Origin of the sequence: Pseudoduganella sp. R-31, assembly GCF_049913235.1 — a bacterium.
In the GTDB taxonomy this organism is placed as follows: Bacteria; Pseudomonadota; Gammaproteobacteria; order Burkholderiales; family Burkholderiaceae_D; genus Rugamonas.
Genome location: NZ_CP183986.1, coordinates 4,980,806 through 4,997,904, shown reverse-complemented (window position 1 = coordinate 4,997,904; position 17,099 = coordinate 4,980,806). Strand labels below are relative to the sequence as shown.

At 61.0% G+C, this 17,099-nt stretch carries 18 protein-coding genes; 8 read left to right on the top strand and 10 right to left on the bottom strand.

Annotation, left to right across the window (positions count from 1 at the left end; all coding sequences use genetic code 11):
- Positions 1-57: 57 nt before the first annotated feature.
- From ACN9MY_RS22670 to ilvC, 3 genes are read left to right on the top strand one after another with little or no spacing between them, the layout of a single operon-like run.
- Positions 58-1,779 carry an acetolactate synthase 3 catalytic subunit gene (locus tag ACN9MY_RS22670; protein WP_426336190.1) on the top strand — a complete coding sequence of 574 codons (1,722 nt, stop codon included), beginning with the start codon at positions 58-60 and terminating at the stop codon, positions 1,777-1,779.
- A 2-nt stretch (positions 1,780-1,781) separates the two neighbouring features.
- A complete protein-coding gene (ilvN, locus tag ACN9MY_RS22665; RefSeq protein WP_028104341.1) occupies positions 1,782-2,273 on the top strand; it encodes an acetolactate synthase small subunit in 492 nt (163 codons plus the stop codon).
- Positions 2,274-2,308: 35 nt separating this feature from the next.
- Positions 2,309-3,325 (top strand): ketol-acid reductoisomerase, encoded by a 1,017-nt coding sequence (ilvC, locus tag ACN9MY_RS22660; RefSeq protein ID WP_426336189.1) that lies wholly within the window; start codon positions 2,309-2,311, stop codon positions 3,323-3,325.
- 125 nt (positions 3,326-3,450) lie between these two features.
- Here the strand turns inward: ilvC and ACN9MY_RS22655 are convergent, their stop codons facing one another.
- On the bottom strand, positions 3,451-4,050 hold the full coding sequence (locus ACN9MY_RS22655; protein ID WP_426336188.1) for a hypothetical protein: 600 nt from the start codon (positions 4,048-4,050) through the stop codon (positions 3,451-3,453).
- A gap of 93 nt (positions 4,051-4,143) precedes the next feature.
- Positions 4,144-5,766: an alkaline phosphatase family protein gene (locus ACN9MY_RS22650; protein ID WP_426336187.1), complete on the bottom strand. Its 1,623-nt coding sequence runs from the start codon at positions 5,764-5,766 to the stop codon at positions 4,144-4,146.
- A gap of 34 nt (positions 5,767-5,800) precedes the next feature.
- Between ACN9MY_RS22650 and ACN9MY_RS22645 the strand changes: the two genes are divergently transcribed.
- The 5 genes from ACN9MY_RS22645 (at position 5,801) to ACN9MY_RS22625 (ending at position 10,543) form a co-directional block, all read left to right on the top strand.
- Positions 5,801-6,466 (top strand): SIMPL domain-containing protein, encoded by a 666-nt coding sequence (locus ACN9MY_RS22645; protein ID WP_426336186.1) that lies wholly within the window; start codon positions 5,801-5,803, stop codon positions 6,464-6,466.
- Positions 6,467-6,511: 45 nt separating this feature from the next.
- Positions 6,512-7,270 carry an SIMPL domain-containing protein gene (locus ACN9MY_RS22640; RefSeq protein WP_426336185.1) on the top strand — a complete coding sequence of 253 codons (759 nt, stop codon included), beginning with the start codon at positions 6,512-6,514 and terminating at the stop codon, positions 7,268-7,270.
- Positions 7,271-7,341: 71 nt separating this feature from the next.
- Positions 7,342-8,187 (top strand): CDP-diacylglycerol--serine O-phosphatidyltransferase, encoded by an 846-nt coding sequence (pssA, locus tag ACN9MY_RS22635; RefSeq protein WP_426162895.1) that lies wholly within the window; start codon positions 7,342-7,344, stop codon positions 8,185-8,187.
- Between the two features lie 35 nt (positions 8,188-8,222).
- Positions 8,223-9,764, top strand: a complete 1,542-nt coding sequence (locus ACN9MY_RS22630; RefSeq protein WP_426336184.1) for a 2-isopropylmalate synthase — start codon at positions 8,223-8,225, stop codon at positions 9,762-9,764.
- 137 nt (positions 9,765-9,901) lie between these two features.
- A complete protein-coding gene (locus tag ACN9MY_RS22625; RefSeq protein ID WP_426318691.1) occupies positions 9,902-10,543 on the top strand; it encodes a CatA-like O-acetyltransferase in 642 nt (213 codons plus the stop codon).
- On the opposite strand, the gene ACN9MY_RS22620 is transcribed toward ACN9MY_RS22625, so the two are convergent.
- From ACN9MY_RS22620 to cyoB, 8 genes are read right to left on the bottom strand one after another with little or no spacing between them, the layout of a single operon-like run.
- Positions 10,499-11,227, bottom strand: coding sequence for an alpha/beta hydrolase family esterase (locus ACN9MY_RS22620; RefSeq protein WP_426336183.1), 729 nt, complete (start codon positions 11,225-11,227; stop codon positions 10,499-10,501). The genes ACN9MY_RS22625 and ACN9MY_RS22620 overlap by 45 nt on opposite strands.
- A gap of 33 nt (positions 11,228-11,260) precedes the next feature.
- Entirely contained in the window at positions 11,261-11,500 is a 240-nt protein-coding gene (locus tag ACN9MY_RS22615) for a hypothetical protein (RefSeq protein WP_426336182.1), read from the bottom strand.
- A 3-nt stretch (positions 11,501-11,503) separates the two neighbouring features.
- Positions 11,504-12,040, bottom strand: a complete 537-nt coding sequence (locus tag ACN9MY_RS22610) for a response regulator transcription factor (protein ID WP_426336181.1) — start codon at positions 12,038-12,040, stop codon at positions 11,504-11,506.
- A gap of 10 nt (positions 12,041-12,050) precedes the next feature.
- Entirely contained in the window at positions 12,051-13,334 is a 1,284-nt protein-coding gene (locus ACN9MY_RS22605; RefSeq protein WP_426162880.1) for an ATP-binding protein, read from the bottom strand.
- Positions 13,331-14,056 carry an SURF1 family protein gene (locus tag ACN9MY_RS22600; RefSeq protein WP_426318686.1) on the bottom strand — a complete coding sequence of 242 codons (726 nt, stop codon included), beginning with the start codon at positions 14,054-14,056 and terminating at the stop codon, positions 13,331-13,333. The genes ACN9MY_RS22605 and ACN9MY_RS22600 overlap by 4 nt, the downstream gene beginning before the upstream one ends.
- Positions 14,053-14,463 (bottom strand): cytochrome o ubiquinol oxidase subunit IV, encoded by a 411-nt coding sequence (cyoD, locus tag ACN9MY_RS22595; RefSeq protein WP_130311219.1) that lies wholly within the window; start codon positions 14,461-14,463, stop codon positions 14,053-14,055. The genes ACN9MY_RS22600 and cyoD overlap by 4 nt, the downstream gene beginning before the upstream one ends.
- Entirely contained in the window at positions 14,460-15,044 is a 585-nt protein-coding gene (gene cyoC, locus ACN9MY_RS22590) for a cytochrome o ubiquinol oxidase subunit III (protein ID WP_426172271.1), read from the bottom strand. The genes cyoD and cyoC overlap by 4 nt, the downstream gene beginning before the upstream one ends.
- Positions 15,045-15,093: 49 nt before the next feature.
- Positions 15,094-17,097 (bottom strand): cytochrome o ubiquinol oxidase subunit I, encoded by a 2,004-nt coding sequence (gene cyoB, locus ACN9MY_RS22585; protein ID WP_426318685.1) that lies wholly within the window; start codon positions 17,095-17,097, stop codon positions 15,094-15,096.
- Between the last annotated feature and the right edge of the window lie 2 nt (positions 17,098-17,099).

The following is a 17,099-nucleotide window of genomic DNA, read 5'->3' as shown; positions in this document are numbered from 1 at the left end:
ACTTCGCTAGGCAAGAGCATCCGATCAATCTCCTATGGACCTTGAAAGGAATGTTTCATGAATACCGAAGCTCCCATCACGGGCGCCGAAATCGTTGTCCGCTGCCTCGCTGAGGAAGGCGTAGAACACGTTTTCGGATATCCCGGCGGCGCCGTTCTCTATATCTACGACGCCATCTTCAAGCAGGACAAATTCCAGCACATCCTCGTTCGCCATGAGCAGGCCGCCATCCATGCCGCCGATGCGTATTCGCGCAGCTCGAACAAAGTGGGCGTGGCGCTGGTCACTTCCGGACCTGGCGTCACCAACGCGGTGACCGGCCTGTCCACCGCATACATGGATTCCGTTCCGATGGTGGTGATCTCCGGCCAGGTGCCGAGCCACGCCATTGGCCAGGATGCGTTCCAGGAATGCGACACCGTCGGCATTACCCGCCCGGTGGTCAAGCACAACTTCCTGGTGAAGGACGTGAAAGACCTGGCGGAAACCATCAAGAAGGCTTTCTATATCGCCAAGACCGGCCGTCCAGGCCCGGTGCTGGTCGATATTCCAAAAGACATTTCGATGCACAAGCACGTGTACTCGTATCCGAAGGATATCGAGATGCGTTCCTACCGCCCGGTTGACAAAGGCCACGCCGGCCAGATCCGCAAGGCGCTGCAGCTGCTGCTGTCGGCAGAGCGTCCAATGATCTACGCCGGCGGCGGCGTGATCCTGGCGCATGCGTCGAATGAGCTGAACAAACTGGTTGATAAACTCGGCTTCCCGGTCACCAATACCCTGATGGGCCTTGGCGGTTCGCGCGCTTCCGACCCGTGCTTCGTCGGCATGCCCGGCATGCACGGCACCTACGAAGCCAACCTCGCGATGCAGAATTGCGACGTGCTGATTGCGATCGGCGCCCGCTTCGACGACCGCGTGATCGGCAATCCAAAGCACTTCAGCCAGAACCCGCGCAAGATCATCCACATCGACATCGACCCTTCGTCGATCTCGAAGCGCGTGAAAGTGGACATTCCTATCGTCGGCAACGTGAAGGACGTGCTGGTCGAACTGCTGTCGCAGCTGGAAGCGACCGAGCAGCGCCCGAATGCCGCCGCGCTGAAAGACTGGTGGAAGCAGATCAACGAATGGCGCGGCCGCAAGTGCCTGGCCTACGCCACGTCCGACCTGGTGATCAAGCCGCAGCAAGTGGTCGAGTCGCTGTTCGACATCACCAAGGGCGACGCCTATATCACCTCCGACGTCGGCCAGCACCAGATGTGGGCTGCGCAGTACTACAAGTTCGACAAACCGCGCCGCTGGATCAATTCCGGCGGCCTGGGCACCATGGGGGTCGGCCTGCCGTACGCCATGGGCGTGCAGATGGCCAATCCGGATGCGACTGTCGCCTGCATTACCGGCGAAGGCTCGATCCAGATGAACATCCAGGAACTGGCGACCTGCAAACAGTACCGCCTGACGCCGAAGATCATCCTGTTGAACAACCGCTTCCTGGGCATGGTTCGCCAGTGGCAGCAGATCGACTACGGTTCGCGCTATTCCGAATCCTACATGGATTCGCTGCCGGACTTCGAGAAGCTGGCCGAGGCCTATGGCCACGTCGGCATGCGCATCGAAAAACCGGGTGACGTCGAAGCCGCGCTGAAAGAAGCGTTTGGCATGAAGGACCGCCTGGTCTTCATGAACTTCATTACCGACCAGAGTGAAAACGTGTGGCCGATGGTGAAAGCCGGCAAAGGCCTCTCCGAAATGCTGCTTGGCTCGGAGGACCTGTAATCATGCGACACATTATTTCTGTACTGCTCGAAAACGAAGCGGGTGCGCTGTCCCGCGTGGTGGGCCTGTTCTCCGCCCGCGGCTACAACATCGAAACGCTGACCGTTGCGCCGACCGAAGATGCGACCCTGTCGCGCATGACCATCGTGACCACTGGTTCCGATGACATCATCGAACAGATCACCAAGCACCTGAACCGCCTGATCGAAGTGGTGAAGGTGGTGGACCTGACCGAAGGCCAACACATTGAGCGCGAGCTGATGCTGATCAAGGTACGTGCCGTCGGCAAGGAGCGCGAAGAGATGAAGCGCACCGCCGACATCTTCCGCGGCCGCATCATCGACGTGACCGAAAAGACCTACACCATTGAGCTGACGGGCGCCAAGAGCAAGCTGGACGCCTTCATCGACGCGATCGACCGCGCCTCGATCCTGGAGACTGTCCGTACTGGCGGTTCCGGCATTGGCCGCGGCGAACGCATCCTCAAAGTTTAAACAATACGAACCGAATTCACACCCAAGGAATGACCATGAAAGTTTTCTACGACAAAGACGCTGACCTCTCCCTCATCAAAGGCAAGAACGTTGCCATCATCGGCTACGGCTCGCAAGGTCACGCGCACGCGCAGAACCTGACCGAATCCGGCGTGAACGTGACCGTGGGCCTGCGCAAGGGCGGCGCTTCTTGGCAGAAGGTCGAAGCGGCTGGCCTGAAAGTGGCGGAAGTGAACGAAGCGGTGAAGAACGCCGACGTCGTGATGATCCTGCTGCCGGACGAGAACATCGCCCAGGTGTACAAGGAAAACGTCGAACCGAACATCAAGCAAGGGGGCGTGCTGGCCTTCGCCCACGGTTTCAACGTGCACTACGGCCAAGTCGTGCCGCGCGCCGACCTGGACGTGATCATGATCGCACCGAAGGCCCCAGGCCACACCGTGCGCGGCACCTACCGCCAGGGTGGCGGCGTGCCGCACCTGATCGCCGTGTACCAGGACAAATCCGGTTCCGCCCGCGACATCGCCCTGTCGTACGCATCGGCAAACGGCGGCGGCAAGGCCGGCATCATCGAAACCAACTTCCGTGAAGAGACCGAGACCGACCTGTTCGGCGAACAGGCCGTGCTGTGCGGCGGTACCGTGGAACTGATCAAGGCCGGTTTCGAAACCCTGGTGGAAGCAGGCTACGCGCCTGAAATGGCCTACTTCGAGTGCCTGCACGAGCTGAAGCTGATCGTCGACCTGATCTACGAAGGCGGCATCGCCAACATGAACTACTCGATCTCCAACAACGCGGAGTACGGCGAGTACGTGACCGGCCCGAAAGTGGTGACCTCCGCCACCAAGGAAGCCATGCGCCAGTGCCTGAAAGACATCCAGACTGGCGAATACGCCAAGAGCTTCATCCTCGAGAACAAGGCCGGCGCACCGACCCTGATCTCCCGCCGCCGCCTGACTTCCGAGCACCAGATCGAAGAAGTCGGCGCCAAGCTGCGCGCAATGATGCCTTGGATCGCCAAAAACAAACTGGTCGACCAGTCCAAGAACTGATTGTCCCTAGAAGCAAACTTCAACGGCCCCTCGGGGCCGTTTTTTTTATGGCAAGTGAAGAGCCCGTGTCACACCGTGGGGTCAGACCCCAAGGTGTGACACGGGCTCTGCCGTTACTGCACGGATCACTTTCCTGCCGAAGCTACGTTGCTGCTCCCCGCGTCGCGAATAAAGCGGGCCAGTATATCGTCCATGGCCAGTTTGGTGGATTGCTGGACTGCGTTCTTCATCGCGAATGCGCCACCCCAGAACATCTTGCCTCCCTGCGTCTGTCCGTCAGCGTTGTAGACTTTGCGGAAGACCTCGCCCTTGGCATTGCGGATGCTGATCGCCAGCTCAATGTGCGCGCCATGCTCTTCGAACGAATAGCGAAGCAGGTCAAATACAAGGGTATTCCCGGCGGCCGGCTTGTCATTGCCGGCCTTATTCAGGTTTCCAAGGGCGGTGACAACGTCGGAAGAACGCATGGTTGCGTCGAGCACCTTTCCGAATTCGACTACCCAGGTATTTGCATACCCACCCATCACACTTTTGAATTCGTAGTGATGGGCTTGTGTGGCGGGCGGCAGATAATATTTGTCAGCAACCTTCGCACTCGGCAAGGCGCCTGTGCGCGCATTGTTCCCTAAATAGGTACTGTAATCGTCGGCAACTGGGCGGTTAATTGAGCAACCGGTGGCCAATACCAGGATGGCGGAAGCGAGGATGATGCGGCATGTCGACATATCTGCTCCGAAAAGGGAATGGACCCTCATTATAAAGGTCTGAAAAGAAGAAATGTCCACTTGGTTCCTGACCCTAGGCGGACATTTCTTGAATCACTTCAACGCTTCGGTGAGGACGCGGCCTTCGGCGCCGGCAGGCGGGCGCACGTTCAGCAGGTAGGCGAGGGTGGGGGCGATGTCGACGACTTCGGCATACTGTCCGTAGTGGCCGGATTTCACCCATGGCTTGCCCATCACGATCAATGGCACATTGGTGTCGTAGGCATACGGGGCGCCGTGGGTGGTGCCTTTGCCGGTCGGGAAGCCGAAGATCCAGTGCGGCTTGGCGACTACCATCAGGTCGCCGGAAATCTGGCGGTTCCAGGCGCGGCGCATCAGGGTTGCGACGCGGGTGCCGCCAACGGCGCCGCTTTCCATCTGGGTACGGGTGAACACATCCGCCATGCCAGGCTGCGACATCAGGAAACGTGCAGCGGCATTTTCAACGTCCTCGCGCTTCAAACCTTTGGTCTCAATCTGCGCGTAATCCAGGTGGATGTTCGGGATCGAGTAAGCCGATACGCCCTTGTTCAAGCCGAATTTGGACGACAGGTGCGCGTTCAGGTCATCGACCAGCTTCTTGCCGTCGATGCGGTTGACGCCCGCCTTCTGGATTTCATTGGCAAACTCCGGCGTGTTCGGGAAGCCGTGGTCGGCGGTCAGCACTACCAGCACGTTGTCCATGCCGATGCGCTTGTCGATGTACGAGAAGAAGTTGGACAGCATGCGGTCCAGGCGCATCAGGTGGTCGTGGGAGACCTTGCTCTCCGGCCCGTATTCATGGTTCGCCAGGTCGTGTGCGGAGAAGCTCACGCCCAGCAGGTCCGGCACGCCAGCCGGGTTCTTGCCCAGGTTTTCGCCCTCAATGGCAGCCTGCGCGAATTCTACGGTCAGTTCGTCGAGGAATGGCGATGCCTTCAGACGCTTGTAATAAGCGGCGTCGGTCTGGCCCGATTCGCTGGACAGCTGCAGGTTCGGCGCATCGCCGTAATCGCCCGCGTAAGCCGAATCAGCCAGCAGCGGCTTCCACTTCACGCCGTAATAGCGCTCTTGCGGCTTGCCAGCCTGGTACTTCTGCACCCACTGCGGGTGCTCTTTCATGTAGAAGGTAGAAGAAGCGAAATTGCCGCTTTCTTCCATGTACATGTAGGCCGTGCCGGTTTTGCCACCCAGGAGAATCGCTCCGCGGTCCTTGCCCGAAACCGTGATGACCTTGGATTGCTGGCCGGTGGCATAACGCAACTGATCGCCCAGCGTATCTACGCGCAGGTTGGTTGGCGCGGTGCCGTCATGCGGATCGGTCTTTTCGCTACCAATGTACTTGTAGTTCTGGTCCTCGGTGCAGTACATGCTGCCGCCATTGGCAGGGTTCACCCAGTTGTTGCCGACAATGCCGTGCTGGTAAGGATAGGCGCCGCTCAAAATGGCTGCATGGCCGACCGCGGTCACGGTGATGCCGTGCGCCTGGTGCGCATTGCTGAACCATGCGCCCTGCTCGAGCAGGCGGCGGATGCCGCCCTGGCCGAACTGGCTGGCGTAGCGCGTCACCTGCTCTTGCGGCAGGCCATCGACGGCCATCACGAGGACGAGTTTTGGTTGTGCTGGCTGTTTTGCCGGCGCTGCATAAGCGCCGAACGAGGCCGCCAGGGCCAGTGCGGGAATCAGGTGCTTTGCCATTTTCCTTGTTCATGTATGGAGTGGACGACACGTGATGATGCCACAGCCCGGTGTCAGGCAGATGACACTTTTGTATCAGTTTCAGTTACATTCGAGCTTCGATAAGGAAAACGCGTTGGTCACGGTGACTGTGATCGGCAGCGTCACCGCGCCTAACGATGAGGCGCAGCTCGTCTTCGGCTACGAAGAACAGGGCAAGGACAAGGCGGCGCTGGCGTCCAATGCCAACTTGCGGCTGAAGCAGGGCATCGCAGCGCTGAAAAAGGCCAACCCGAATGCGCGGCTATCGCTGGACAGCTACCGGACTTTCGCGGTCTACGACGAAGCACTTGCGCGTTCCCAGAAGCGCGATGCGCAGCAAATCGGATGGCGTGTCAGCCAGGAAGTGAGGCTTGTAACCGGCGATTTCGCCTCCTTGCCGGCTACGGTTGCCTCTACCCAGAAAGTCCTGGCGCTCAAGAGCGTCAATTTCGGGCTGAACGAGGAGACCACGAAAAAGCTGGAGCAGCGCCGTGTGGAAGCAGCCTATCGCAGCCTGGAAGAGCAGGTCGCCTTTATTGCGGGCGCGATGCGCCGCCCTGTTGCTGACGCGAAGTTGGAATCGCTCGACTTTGGCGCTTCGTCGGTGGACCACAAAAGTACGCTTCAAGTTATCAGAGTGTTACAAACGCTCACGAACTGCGACAGTTTTGTGATTTGATTTCGGTTAAAGTGCGTCCATCGTCATCACGTAAGGAGAATAACAATGACCGTCCTGAAAGCTGTAGCCGCTGCCGCGCTGGCGATGGGTACCCAGGCTGCCATCGCACAATCCGTCCCGACCGCAGGCGCCACCGTCATCGTGCCTGCCTATGGTGAAGTCACTGCGCCGAACGACCAGGCTGTGGCCACGCTGGCGATCGAAGAGCAGGACAAGGACAAGGCTGCCGCAGCCTCGCGCGTCAACCAGAAGATCAAGCAAGGCCTGGAAATCCTGAAGAAGGAAGACCCGCAGGCCAAGCTGAAAACCCAGGGCTACTACACCTATCCGGTCTATCCGGAAGACCGTCCGCTGCCGCCGGGCGCCGCCGCCAAGCCGCGCCAGCCGACCGCATGGCGCGTTGGCCAGTACGTGCAGATGACCACCACCAATATCGGCGTGCTGCCGAAGACCGTTGCCGCTGCGCAGAAAGTGCTGACCCTGAACGGCCTGTCCTTCGGCCTGAGCCCTGCCGCTACCCGCAAGCTCGATGACGCCCGCATCGCGGCCACTTACAAGAACCTGAACGAGCGCATTGCTTCCATTGCCTCCGCCATGGGCCGTCCGGTAAGCGATGCGGTGCTCGATACCATCGACTACGAGGGTTCCGGCAATTACGGCAGCGGCCCTGCAGGTGCCCCGGCGCCCATGATGGCCCGTATGGCCGCCAAGGCAGAGATGGACCAGTCCGTGGCCGAGCCAAGCTTCGAGCCAGGCGAAACCACGCTGGAAATGCGCGTGGTCGGCAAGGTCAAGTTCAAGTAAGCCAAAGTTGCCACTTCCATACTGGGTGTCCTCTATAATAGGGGTCACCCTAGTATAAAAAATGGAAGAGTATGGCCAAATTCCCCCGCCGCCGGCCTAAGAATGCCGCCGGCAAGCAATCGCTGTTCAGCCGCTTCGCCCGCCGCAAGGGAGCCGATGGCCTCGACAGGCCGCGCTCGCGCGGCATCTACCTGCTGCCGAACGCGTTCACCACCGGTGCGCTGTTCTGCGGCTTCTTTGCCATCGTCATGGCCATGAACCAGCGCTTCGAACACGCAGCCTGGGCGATTTTCGTCGCCATGCTGCTGGACGGCCTGGATGGCCGTGTGGCACGCCTGACCAACACCCAGAGTGAGTTCGGCGCCCAGTACGACTCCCTGTCGGACATGGTGTCCTTCGGCGCTGCGCCGGCGCTGGTGATCTACGAATTCGCGTTGCGCGGCCTTGGCAAGCTGGGCTGGATCGCAGCCTTTGTCTATTGTGCTGGCGCTGCGCTGCGCCTGGCACGCTTCAATACCAATATCGAAGTGGTCGACAAGCGCTACTTCCAGGGCCTGCCGTCGCCGGCCGCCGCTTCCCTGATCGCCGGTTTCGTCATGCTGCTGACCGACCTGGAAGTCGATGGCGTGCTGTATCCGTGGCAGGGCTGGGTGCTGGCGGTGTTCGCTGGCCTGAGCATGGTGTCCAACGTGCCGTTCTACAGCTTCAAGGACATCAACTTCCGCAAGTCGGTACCGTTCCTGGCCGTGTTCCTGATCGCGATGTTCTTCGCCCTGATCTCGATCGATCCGCCGAAGGTGCTGTTCGTCCTGTTCGTGGCATATGGACTGTCAGGCTACGTGATTTACCTGACCCGCCTGTTCAAGGGCAACCCGGTCAAGCTGATCGAGAAAACCTCGCCAGAAGATAAATCGTAACGCCGCTGGGGCGGCAATTCAGAAGGAGCGACTCCATGAATAACCGCCTCATCATCTTCGATACCACTTTGCGCGACGGCGAGCAATCGCCGGGCGCGTCCATGACCCGCGAAGAGAAAGTGCGCATCGCCCGCCAGCTTGAAAAGCTGCGGGTCGATGTGATCGAGGCTGGTTTCGCCGCTGCTTCGCAGGGCGACTTTGAATCCATCCGTGCCATTGCCACAGCCGTTCGCGAGCCGATCGTCTGCTCCCTGGCGCGCGCCAATGACCGCGACCTGGCCCGCGCTGCGGAAGCACTTGAGCCGGCGGAGCGCAAACGCATCCACACCTTCATCGCGACCTCGCCGCTGCATATGCAGATGAAACTGCGCATGGAGCCGGAGCAGGTGCTGGAGCAGGCCAAGCTTGCGATCCGCTTCGCCCGCAAATTCACCGACGATATTGAATTCAGCCCGGAGGATGGCAGCCGTTCGGAAGAGGATTTCCTGTGCCGCGTGCTGGAAAACGTGATCGCTGAAGGCGCCACCACCATCAACTTCCCTGATACCGTGGGCTATGCCGTGCCGGAGCTGTACGGCGAGACGATCCGCCGGCTGCGCGAGCGCATTCCCAATTCGGACAAGGCTGTGTGGTCGGTGCATTGCCATAACGACCTTGGCCTGGCCGTGGCAAACTCGCTGGCAGGCGTGATGATTGGCGGTGCCAGGCAGGTTGAATGCACCATCAACGGCCTGGGCGAACGGGCCGGCAATACGGCGCTGGAAGAGGTGGTGATGGCGCTGCGCACGCGGGCCGGCTACTTCAACCTGGACTGCGGCATCGATACGACGCAGATCGTGCCGGCATCGAAGATGGTGTCGCAGATTACCGGCTTTGCCGTGCAGCCGAACAAGGCGGTCGTTGGCGCCAATGCGTTTGCCCATGCTTCCGGCATCCACCAGGACGGCATCCTCAAGGCGCGCGAGACCTATGAAATCATGCGCGCCGAGGATGTGGGCTGGACTGCCAACAAGATCGTGCTGGGCAAGCTCTCCGGCCGCAACGCTTTCAAGCAGCGCTTGCAGGAGCTAGGCATCGAACTCGATTCCGAAGCCGAAGTGAACGCCGCCTTCACGCGCTTCAAGGAGCTGGCAGACCGCAAAGCTGAAATCTTTGACGAAGACATCATGGCGCTGGTGAGCGATGAAGAGGCTGCGTCCGGCGGCGAGCATTACCGCTTCGTTTCCCTGTCGCAGCGTTCGGAAACCGGCGAACTGCCGTTTGCGCGCGTCGTGTTTTCGATTGACGGCATCGAGCATGCCGCCGAAGGCACGGGCGACGGCCCGGTCGACGCCATGGTCAACGCCATTGAAAGCAAGGCCCAAAGCGGCGCGGAACTCGTGCTGTTCGCGATCAGCGGCATCAGCCCCGGAACCCAGTCGCAGGGGGAGGTGACCATGCGGCTGGCGCATTCGGGCCGCATCGTCAACGGCGTCGGCGCCGACCCGGATATCGTGGTTGCTTCCGCCAAAGCGTACCTGGCGGGCCTGAACAAGCTCCATTCCAAAATCGAACGACTCAACCCGCAAGCTATCTGACCCTATGAGCTTTCTTTCTCGCTTATTCCAGAACGGAACCTTAAGGCATCAATCGCAATGGAATATGCTTGGCAAATGTTAAGGACAGGCCGTTGAGTCCTCCATATGATGACCGACTCGCTGAGTGAGCTCTGAAAATGGATAAATTTGAATTTCGCCGCGATCGCTATGAGTCGTTTCGCCAATATGCCAACCCGCTGCTGAACCTGAGCGTCGTCGCCCGGTTGCCGGAGTTTCGCCATTATTGCAAGGAGCGGCAACTGCCGCCGTTCCATTTTCTCCTGTATTGCCTGTATATGAGCGTGAAGGATGTCGACAACTTCCTGTACCGCGAGTTCGAAGGAGAGGTGATCAAGATCGATGATTTTTACGGTGGTTACACGGTCATCAATCTTGACAACAACCTGAATTACGCGCGATTCGACATGTCGACCGACCGTGCCGAGTTCATCACCCGTAGCCTGGCGGCAGGCGTTGAGGCGCGTGCGACGCGTGAATTCATTAACACTGGCCGCGACCTGACGCCGCGCGAGCAGAAGAACAACGTCTACACCACCTGCATGCCATGGCTCGACATGCGCGCCATCGAACACCCGATCTATGAGTACACATCGGCCGATATTCCGTTAATTGCATGGGGGCGCTACAGTGAGCTGGGTGGCGACATGATGACGGTGCCATTCTGTGTCCAGGCGCATCATGGTTTCGTGGACGGCTACCACGTCCACCTGCTGCTACAGCGTCTCGGCGAACGTATTGCGCTCGAGACCAGCCTCTGAAGGCGGCTTGCGCCGCTTGTCCTTGAAGAAGGTCCAGGCTTCTTCCGCGATCTCGATGCTTGCGTTCTGGCGGCCGGGGAAACGGCTGAACAAGCCGGGATAGCGCTTCTTCCGGCTTGGTTCCGCGTGGCCGCCGCCGACGATCTTCAGGAGGCTGACCTGAACCTCTTCGGCTTGATTGCCCCATGTGTAACGGATTGCTCGGGTCGAATCGCCCTTCGTGGCTGCCAGGTGCTCGACGGCAGGCTCGCCCGCGAGCCGGGCCAATTTTCGCCAGACGGCGGCTGTGGCTTCCATGCCCAATGACGGTGCCGTGTACCACAGCGTAACGAATGACTTGCCGCCCGAGTACGGAATGAACGGGTCTCTTTCGCCGGCGACGATCAGGGCGGGGAGGGCCGTCTCCGGCATGGCGTAAGCCGCTCGCTGCGGCATCGCTGCCAGCACGGTCGCGAACGCGGCCAGTTTTTGCGGCAGTTCGGCGGCAATCCGGTAGGCCATCATGCCGCCCTTGGAAACGCCGATCACGTAGACCCGTTCCGGATCGGCGCCATCCTCGGCGATGGCGTGATCGATGACAGCGCCGATGAAGGCGACGTCGTCGCACTTGGGATTGCTCGCCACGTCGGCAAAACCGTCGTTCCATGCGCGTTGGCCGCGGCGCTTGATTCCGTCAGGCGCCACAACGACAACTTGCTCTCGTTCGGCGATTTCCAGTCAGACCGACAGTGGCGAAAAAGGAAATGCCTGGCCCATGACCTGTTCGGCAGAAGCACCGCTGCCATGCAGGACTACGACCAATGGACGCTTTTCGCCGGGGCGCGGGAGCGGTGCGGCTTTCAGGTAATGGCGCGGGCCCTCTGGCTGCATCATCTCGACCCGGGTCAGCGGAGCGACCGGGCCATCACTCAGGTTTGACCCGATGAAGAAGGAGTGCAAGAAGTCGCGGAGACCCATGAGCTATTTCACCCGTTGCTTTTCGAGTTTGCGCGCCAGCGTGCGGCGATGCATGCCGAGCCGGCGGGCGGCTTCCGAGATGTTGAAACCGGTTTCCGCCAGCACCTGGTGAATGTGTTCCCACTCCAGCGTCTTGATGGAGGTGGAGCGGTTGGTCAGCTCGACCTCGGCCACGCCGGCAACATGCGAGAAGGCGGCTTCGATATCGTCTGTATTGGAAGGCTTGGCCAGGTATTGGCAGGCGCCCAGCTTGACCGCTTCGACAGCGGTAACGATGCTGGCGAAGCCGGTCAGCACCACGATCAGCATCTCAGGCGAGTGGGTGTGAAGCGCCTGCACGCAGGCGAGGCCGGAGGTGTTGCCTTCCAGCTTGAGGTCGACCACGGCGTGCGTCGGCGTGTGCTTTTGCAGCAGGGCGCCGACTTCTTCCAGGTTGGATGCTTTCAGCACGGTGTAGCCGCGCCGTTCGAACGAACGGGAAAGGGTGCGCGCGAAAGCGGGGTCGTCTTCCACGATCAGCAACAAGCGCTCTGTAGTCATCCTGCTTCTCCTATTCCAGGGCGATTGCCGACAGCGGCAGGCGCAGCTCGACCAGCGCGCCTTGTTCGAGATTGCGCGCTTCGACGGTGCCGCCCAGCGTGCGAATGACATTCACGACCAGGAACAGTCCCAGCCCGCTGCCGGGCCGGCCCTTGCTCGACTGGTAGGGCTTGCCGAATTGCGCCAGCATCGCCGGCGCGAAACCGGGACCGCGGTCGCTTACGGCCAGTTTCAGTACGTCGTCATCGGCCGAAGCCTCCAGCTTGACCCATCGCGGCGAGGCTTCCAGCGCGTTATCGAGCAAATTGAAAATCGTCTGCTTGAGTGCCGATTCAAAGACAACCGGCAGGTCGCTCGGCAAGCGGTCATCGAACTCGAATGCCATCACCGGGCGGTTGCTGCGCCATTCGTCCAGCAGCTCGCCAAGGAAGGCGCGCAGCGTGGTCTTGGCAGACGATTCGCCACGCAGCTCGCCGGCCGACAGGAGGATGCCGGTGACGATGGTCTTGCAGCGCTGGAGCTGGGTTTGCATCTCTTCGATTTCTTCCTGCAGGATTGCATTCCCGGTAAATTCGGGCATGCGCTTCCAGTCGCCCAGCAGGACCGACATGGTTGCCATTGGCGTGCCCAGTTCATGGGCTGCGCCCGACGCCAGAAGGCCCATGCGCACGATATGGTCTTCCTCCGCAGCGCGCTGGCGCAGGTCGGCCAGGTGCGCGTCGCGTTCGCGCAGGTTGCCGGTGATGCGCTTGATCAGAATAACCAGCAGGCCGGCGTTCAGCAGGAAGCAGATAATCATGCCCACCACATACAGGTGGGCAAACGCGCTTTCATCCTCCAGCAGCAGGGGCAGGGGCTTGGAGAACAGGGCCAGGCCGCCCAGGCAGGCGCCGGTGATGCCGACAATGGTCCAGGCAGCCCAGGCGTCGAGCAGCACGGCCGACAGGATCACCTGCAGCAGGTAGAGGAAGGCGAAGGGATTGGTGGTGCCGCCGCTGAAATGCAGCTGCGCCGTCAGGCTGGCCACGTCGACCAGTAGCGCCAGGAGCATTTCGTTATTGGTGACGATCGGGTTTTCGTGCCAGCGCAAATGGCTGCCGATGTTGAAGGCGATCAGGCAGGCCAGCACCGTCAGCATCTGCGGCATCGGCAGGTTGAGGCCAAGGCCAAGGGTAACGCCAGCGATGGTCGTGATCTGGCCCAGTACCGCAATCCAGCGCAGCCGGATCAGGTACAGCATGTTTTTGTGGCCAGTAGTATCGCCGACGCCCGCCGCGAGGGACAAGGACATCATTCCGCCAGGTTCCGCCGTGTTTTCCGAGTGATTTGCCATGTTCGCCCGATGATCATCAACGCTAGAGCATACCAAGTTAATGCGTATACCAGATGATTATCACGGAAAGTGATCACGGTGAGGCCGCCGACGGGCTGCGCGGCCTGTGGGGCGGGGCTGGCGTCGGCATCGATGAAGTAGGGGGCGACCTGGGACAGGCCGCTGGCCGCGGCCATGGCTTGCACGTCGCGCGAATACCAGCGCTGGCCGGCAGGATCGTTCTTGCGCAGCAGGTCGCCGTCGGCCTGGCTCATGCGCAGCAGGCCGGTGACTTCGGCAGCAGCAGTGCCGGAGCCGACGCCCGTCTTGCGGTCGGCGACATAGCCGCGGTTGACGAATACGATGTCGCCAGCGGCGGTTTGCAGCGGCGTCATGACCCAGAAACCGGGGCCGAGCTGGGTGGATGCCTGCACCAGGGTGCTGCGATCGAGCAGCAGGGTGCCGGAAACTTGCACGTGCCGGTATTCGGCATTGTCGGCCGTGAGGGACGGCCATTCGGAAGGGGAGGGAGCTGCAACAGGAGCCGCGTGCGCCCGCTGGTTGACGCGGGCGATCAGCTCGTGCTTCCACTGCATGCGAAACAGCTGCCAGGTCCCGAGCGCCAGGAATACCGCACAGGCGAGCGAGATCCCGGCGGCCCAGAACAGGCGCGCCCGCGGGGAGGCGGTGCGCGCTTGGCTCAAGGCATGTCGTGCATTTGCTGCACGGAGGAGCTGCCGGCCGGACCCATGGACGGCATCATGTTGTGGTTCAGGTGGTACATGACCCAGATCGAGCCGGTCAGCACGATGACGACCAGGACGATGGTGAAGATCAGTGCCAGCAAGCTCCAGCCGCCTTCCGAACGCGAGTTCATGTGCAGGAAGTAGATCATGTGAACCACGATCTGCACTGCTGCGAAGCCGAGGATGACGAAGGCGGTGGTGCTCGAATCCTTGATCACGTGGCCCATGACGAGCCAGAACGGAATCGCGGTCAGGATCACCGACAGGATGAAGCCGATCGCATAGCTTTTCAGGCTGCCGTGGTCATGGCCGTCGCCGTGCGCGCCGTGGCCATGGCCGTGTTCGTGGTCGTGGTGTGCGCTCATGGCAGGACTCCCATCAGGTAGACAAAGGTGAAGACGCCGATCCAGATCACGTCCAGGAAGTGCCAGAACATCGACAGGCACATCAGGCGGCGGGTGTTGGCTTCGGTCAGGCCGTGGCGGTTCAGCTGGACCATCAGGGTAACGAGCCAGATCACGCCGAAGGTCACGTGCAGGCCGTGGGTGCCGACCAGCGCGAAGAACGAGGTCAGGAACGCGCTGCGCTGCGGGCCGGCGCCTTCATGGATCAGGTGAACGAACTCGAACATTTCCAGGCTGAGGAAGCCCAGGCCGAACAGGCCGGTGACCGCCAGCCACGCCAGGGTGGTGCCCAGCTTGGCGCGCTGGGACGCCAGCATGGCGAAGCCGTAAGTGATCGACGACAGCAGCAGGAAGCCGGTGTTCAGGGCCACCAGCGGCAGGTCGAACAGCTCGGCGCCGGACGGGCCGCCCGCAAAGTTGCGGCCCAGGACAGCGTAAGCGATGAACAGGACGGCGAAGATCAGGCAATCGCTCATCAGGTAAATCCAGAAGCCCAGCAGGGTGCCGTTCTCCGGGTGGTGTTCACGGACGTGGAACGGCATGTCGTCCTGCGCGCCGTGCGCACCTGCCTTGGCAGGATCAAGAACCATTTCAGACATTGGCGGCCTCCAGGGTACGGGTGCGCTCGGCTTCGGTCACAACGACTTCTTCGGCCGGGATGTAGTAATCGCGCTTGTAGTTAAAGGTATGGATGATCGCGGCGCCCACGGTGGCCACCAGGCCGAGCACAGCGAAGATCCACATCTGCCAGACCAGGGCGAAGCCGGTCGCGGCGCTCAGGCCGGCGATGACGAAGCCGGCAGCGGTGTTCTTCGGCATGTGGATCGCCACGAAGTCTTTCACCGGGCGCAGGTAGTTCTTGCGCTTCATGTCGGTCCAGGTGTCGTTGTCATACACGCGCGGGGTGAACGCGAAGTTGTAGTCCGGTGGAGGGGACGAGGTCGACCACTCCAGGGTACGGCCATCCCACGGATCGCCGGTCACGTCGCGCAGGGCAGCGCGGCGGCGGAACGACACGTAGAACTGGATCAGCATGGAGCCGATACCGCCGGCGATCAGGACGGCGCCCACGGCAGCCACCTGGAACCAGATCTGCAGCGAAGGATCTTCGAAGTGGCTCATGCGGCGGGTCACGCCCATCAGGCCCAGCACGTACAGCGGCATGAAGGCGAGGTAGAAGCCGACCACCCAGCACCAGAAGGAGACTTTGCCCCAGAACACGTCCAGCTTGTAGCCGAAGGCCTTCGGGAACCAGTAGTTAATCGCAGCGAACACGCCGAACACTACGCCGCCGATGATCACGTTGTGGAAGTGGGCGATCAGGAACAGCGAGTTGTGCAGCACGAAGTCCGCAGGAGGAACAGCCAGCAGCACGCCGGTCATGCCACCGATCACGAAGGTGATCATGAAGGCGATGGTCCACATCATCGGCAGTTCGAAGCGGATGCGGCCGCGGTACATGGTGAACAGCCAGTTGAAGATCTTGGCGCCGGTCGGGATCGAAATGATCATCGTCGTGATGCCGAAGAAGGAGTTCACGCTGGCGCCGGAGCCCATGGTGAAGAAGTGGTGCAGCCATACCAGGTAGGACAGGATGGTGATCACCACGGTCGCGTACACCATCGAGGCGTAGCCGAACAGGCGCTTGCCGGAGAAGGTCGACACGATTTCCGAGAACACGCCGAACACCGGCAGCACCAGGATGTACACCTCAGGGTGGCCCCAGATCCAGATCAGGTTCACGTACAGCATGGAATCGCCGCCGAAATCGCTGGTGAAGAAGTGGGTACCGAAGGTGCGGTCCAGCGACAGCATGGCCAGCACGGCGGTCAGTACAGGGAAGGTCACCACGATCAGCACGTTGGTGCACAGCGAAGTCCAGGTGAAGACAGGCATCTTCATCAGCTTCATGCCTGGCGCGCGCATCTTGACGATGGTCGCGATCAGGTTGACCCCTGAGAGCAATGTCCCGACCCCCGCCACCTGCAGGGACCAGATGTAGTAATCCACCCCGACGTCAGGGCTGGCCAGGATGCCGGACAGCGGCGGGTAAGCCAGCCAGCCGGTTTTCGCGTATTCGCCGACGAACAGCGAGACCATGGTCAGGCCGCCGCCGAATGCGGTCATCCAGAAGGAGAAGTTGTTCAGGAACGGGAAGGCCACGTCGCGCGCGCCGATCTGCAGCGGCACCACGTAGTTCATCAAGCCGGTCACGAAAGGCATCGCCACGAAGAAGATCATGATCACGCCGTGGGCGGTGAAGATCTGGTCGTAGTGGTGCGGAGGCAGGTAGCCCATCTGGTCGCCGAAAGCGATGGCCTGCTGCAGGCGCATCATCAGCGCGTCGGCGAAGCCGCGCAGCAGCATGACCAGGCCCAGGATCATGTACATGATGCCGATTTTCTTGTGGTCGATGCTGGTGACCCAGTCGCGCCACAGCGGGCCCCACAGGCGGTATTTGGTCATGGCGCCCATGACGGCCAGGCCGCCCAGGACCACCATGGTGAAGGTGGCGACCAGGATCGGCTCATGGTACGGGATCGCGTCCAAGCTCAGCCGGCCCAGCAGCGGGTGGAGGGTGGTTTGGTTTTCCATAT

Coding starts and splice junctions, on each gene's coding strand:
- ACN9MY_RS22605 (WP_426162880.1), bottom strand. CDS start 13,334: ATGATGTCCTTGTCCCTCGCGGCGGGCGTCGGCGATACTACTGGCCAC.
- ACN9MY_RS22670 (WP_426336190.1), top strand. CDS start 58: ATGAATACCGAAGCTCCCATCACGGGCGCCGAAATCGTTGTCCGCTGC.
- ACN9MY_RS22640 (WP_426336185.1), top strand. CDS start 6,512: ATGACCGTCCTGAAAGCTGTAGCCGCTGCCGCGCTGGCGATGGGTACC.
- cyoD (WP_130311219.1), bottom strand. CDS start 14,463: ATGAGCGCACACCACGACCACGAACACGGCCATGGCCACGGCGCGCAC.
- ACN9MY_RS22625 (WP_426318691.1), top strand. CDS start 9,902: ATGGATAAATTTGAATTTCGCCGCGATCGCTATGAGTCGTTTCGCCAA.
- ilvN (WP_028104341.1), top strand. CDS start 1,782: ATGCGACACATTATTTCTGTACTGCTCGAAAACGAAGCGGGTGCGCTG.
- ilvC (WP_426336189.1), top strand. CDS start 2,309: ATGAAAGTTTTCTACGACAAAGACGCTGACCTCTCCCTCATCAAAGGC.
- ACN9MY_RS22630 (WP_426336184.1), top strand. CDS start 8,223: ATGAATAACCGCCTCATCATCTTCGATACCACTTTGCGCGACGGCGAG.
- ACN9MY_RS22645 (WP_426336186.1), top strand. CDS start 5,801: ATGATGCCACAGCCCGGTGTCAGGCAGATGACACTTTTGTATCAGTTT.
- ACN9MY_RS22615 (WP_426336182.1), bottom strand. CDS start 11,500: ATGGGTCTCCGCGACTTCTTGCACTCCTTCTTCATCGGGTCAAACCTG.
- pssA (WP_426162895.1), top strand. CDS start 7,342: ATGGCCAAATTCCCCCGCCGCCGGCCTAAGAATGCCGCCGGCAAGCAA.
- cyoB (WP_426318685.1), bottom strand. CDS start 17,097: ATGGAAAACCAAACCACCCTCCACCCGCTGCTGGGCCGGCTGAGCTTG.
- cyoC (WP_426172271.1), bottom strand. CDS start 15,044: ATGCCGTTCCACGTCCGTGAACACCACCCGGAGAACGGCACCCTGCTG.
- ACN9MY_RS22610 (WP_426336181.1), bottom strand. CDS start 12,040: ATGACTACAGAGCGCTTGTTGCTGATCGTGGAAGACGACCCCGCTTTC.
- ACN9MY_RS22655 (WP_426336188.1), bottom strand. CDS start 4,050: ATGTCGACATGCCGCATCATCCTCGCTTCCGCCATCCTGGTATTGGCC.
- ACN9MY_RS22650 (WP_426336187.1), bottom strand. CDS start 5,766: ATGGCAAAGCACCTGATTCCCGCACTGGCCCTGGCGGCCTCGTTCGGC.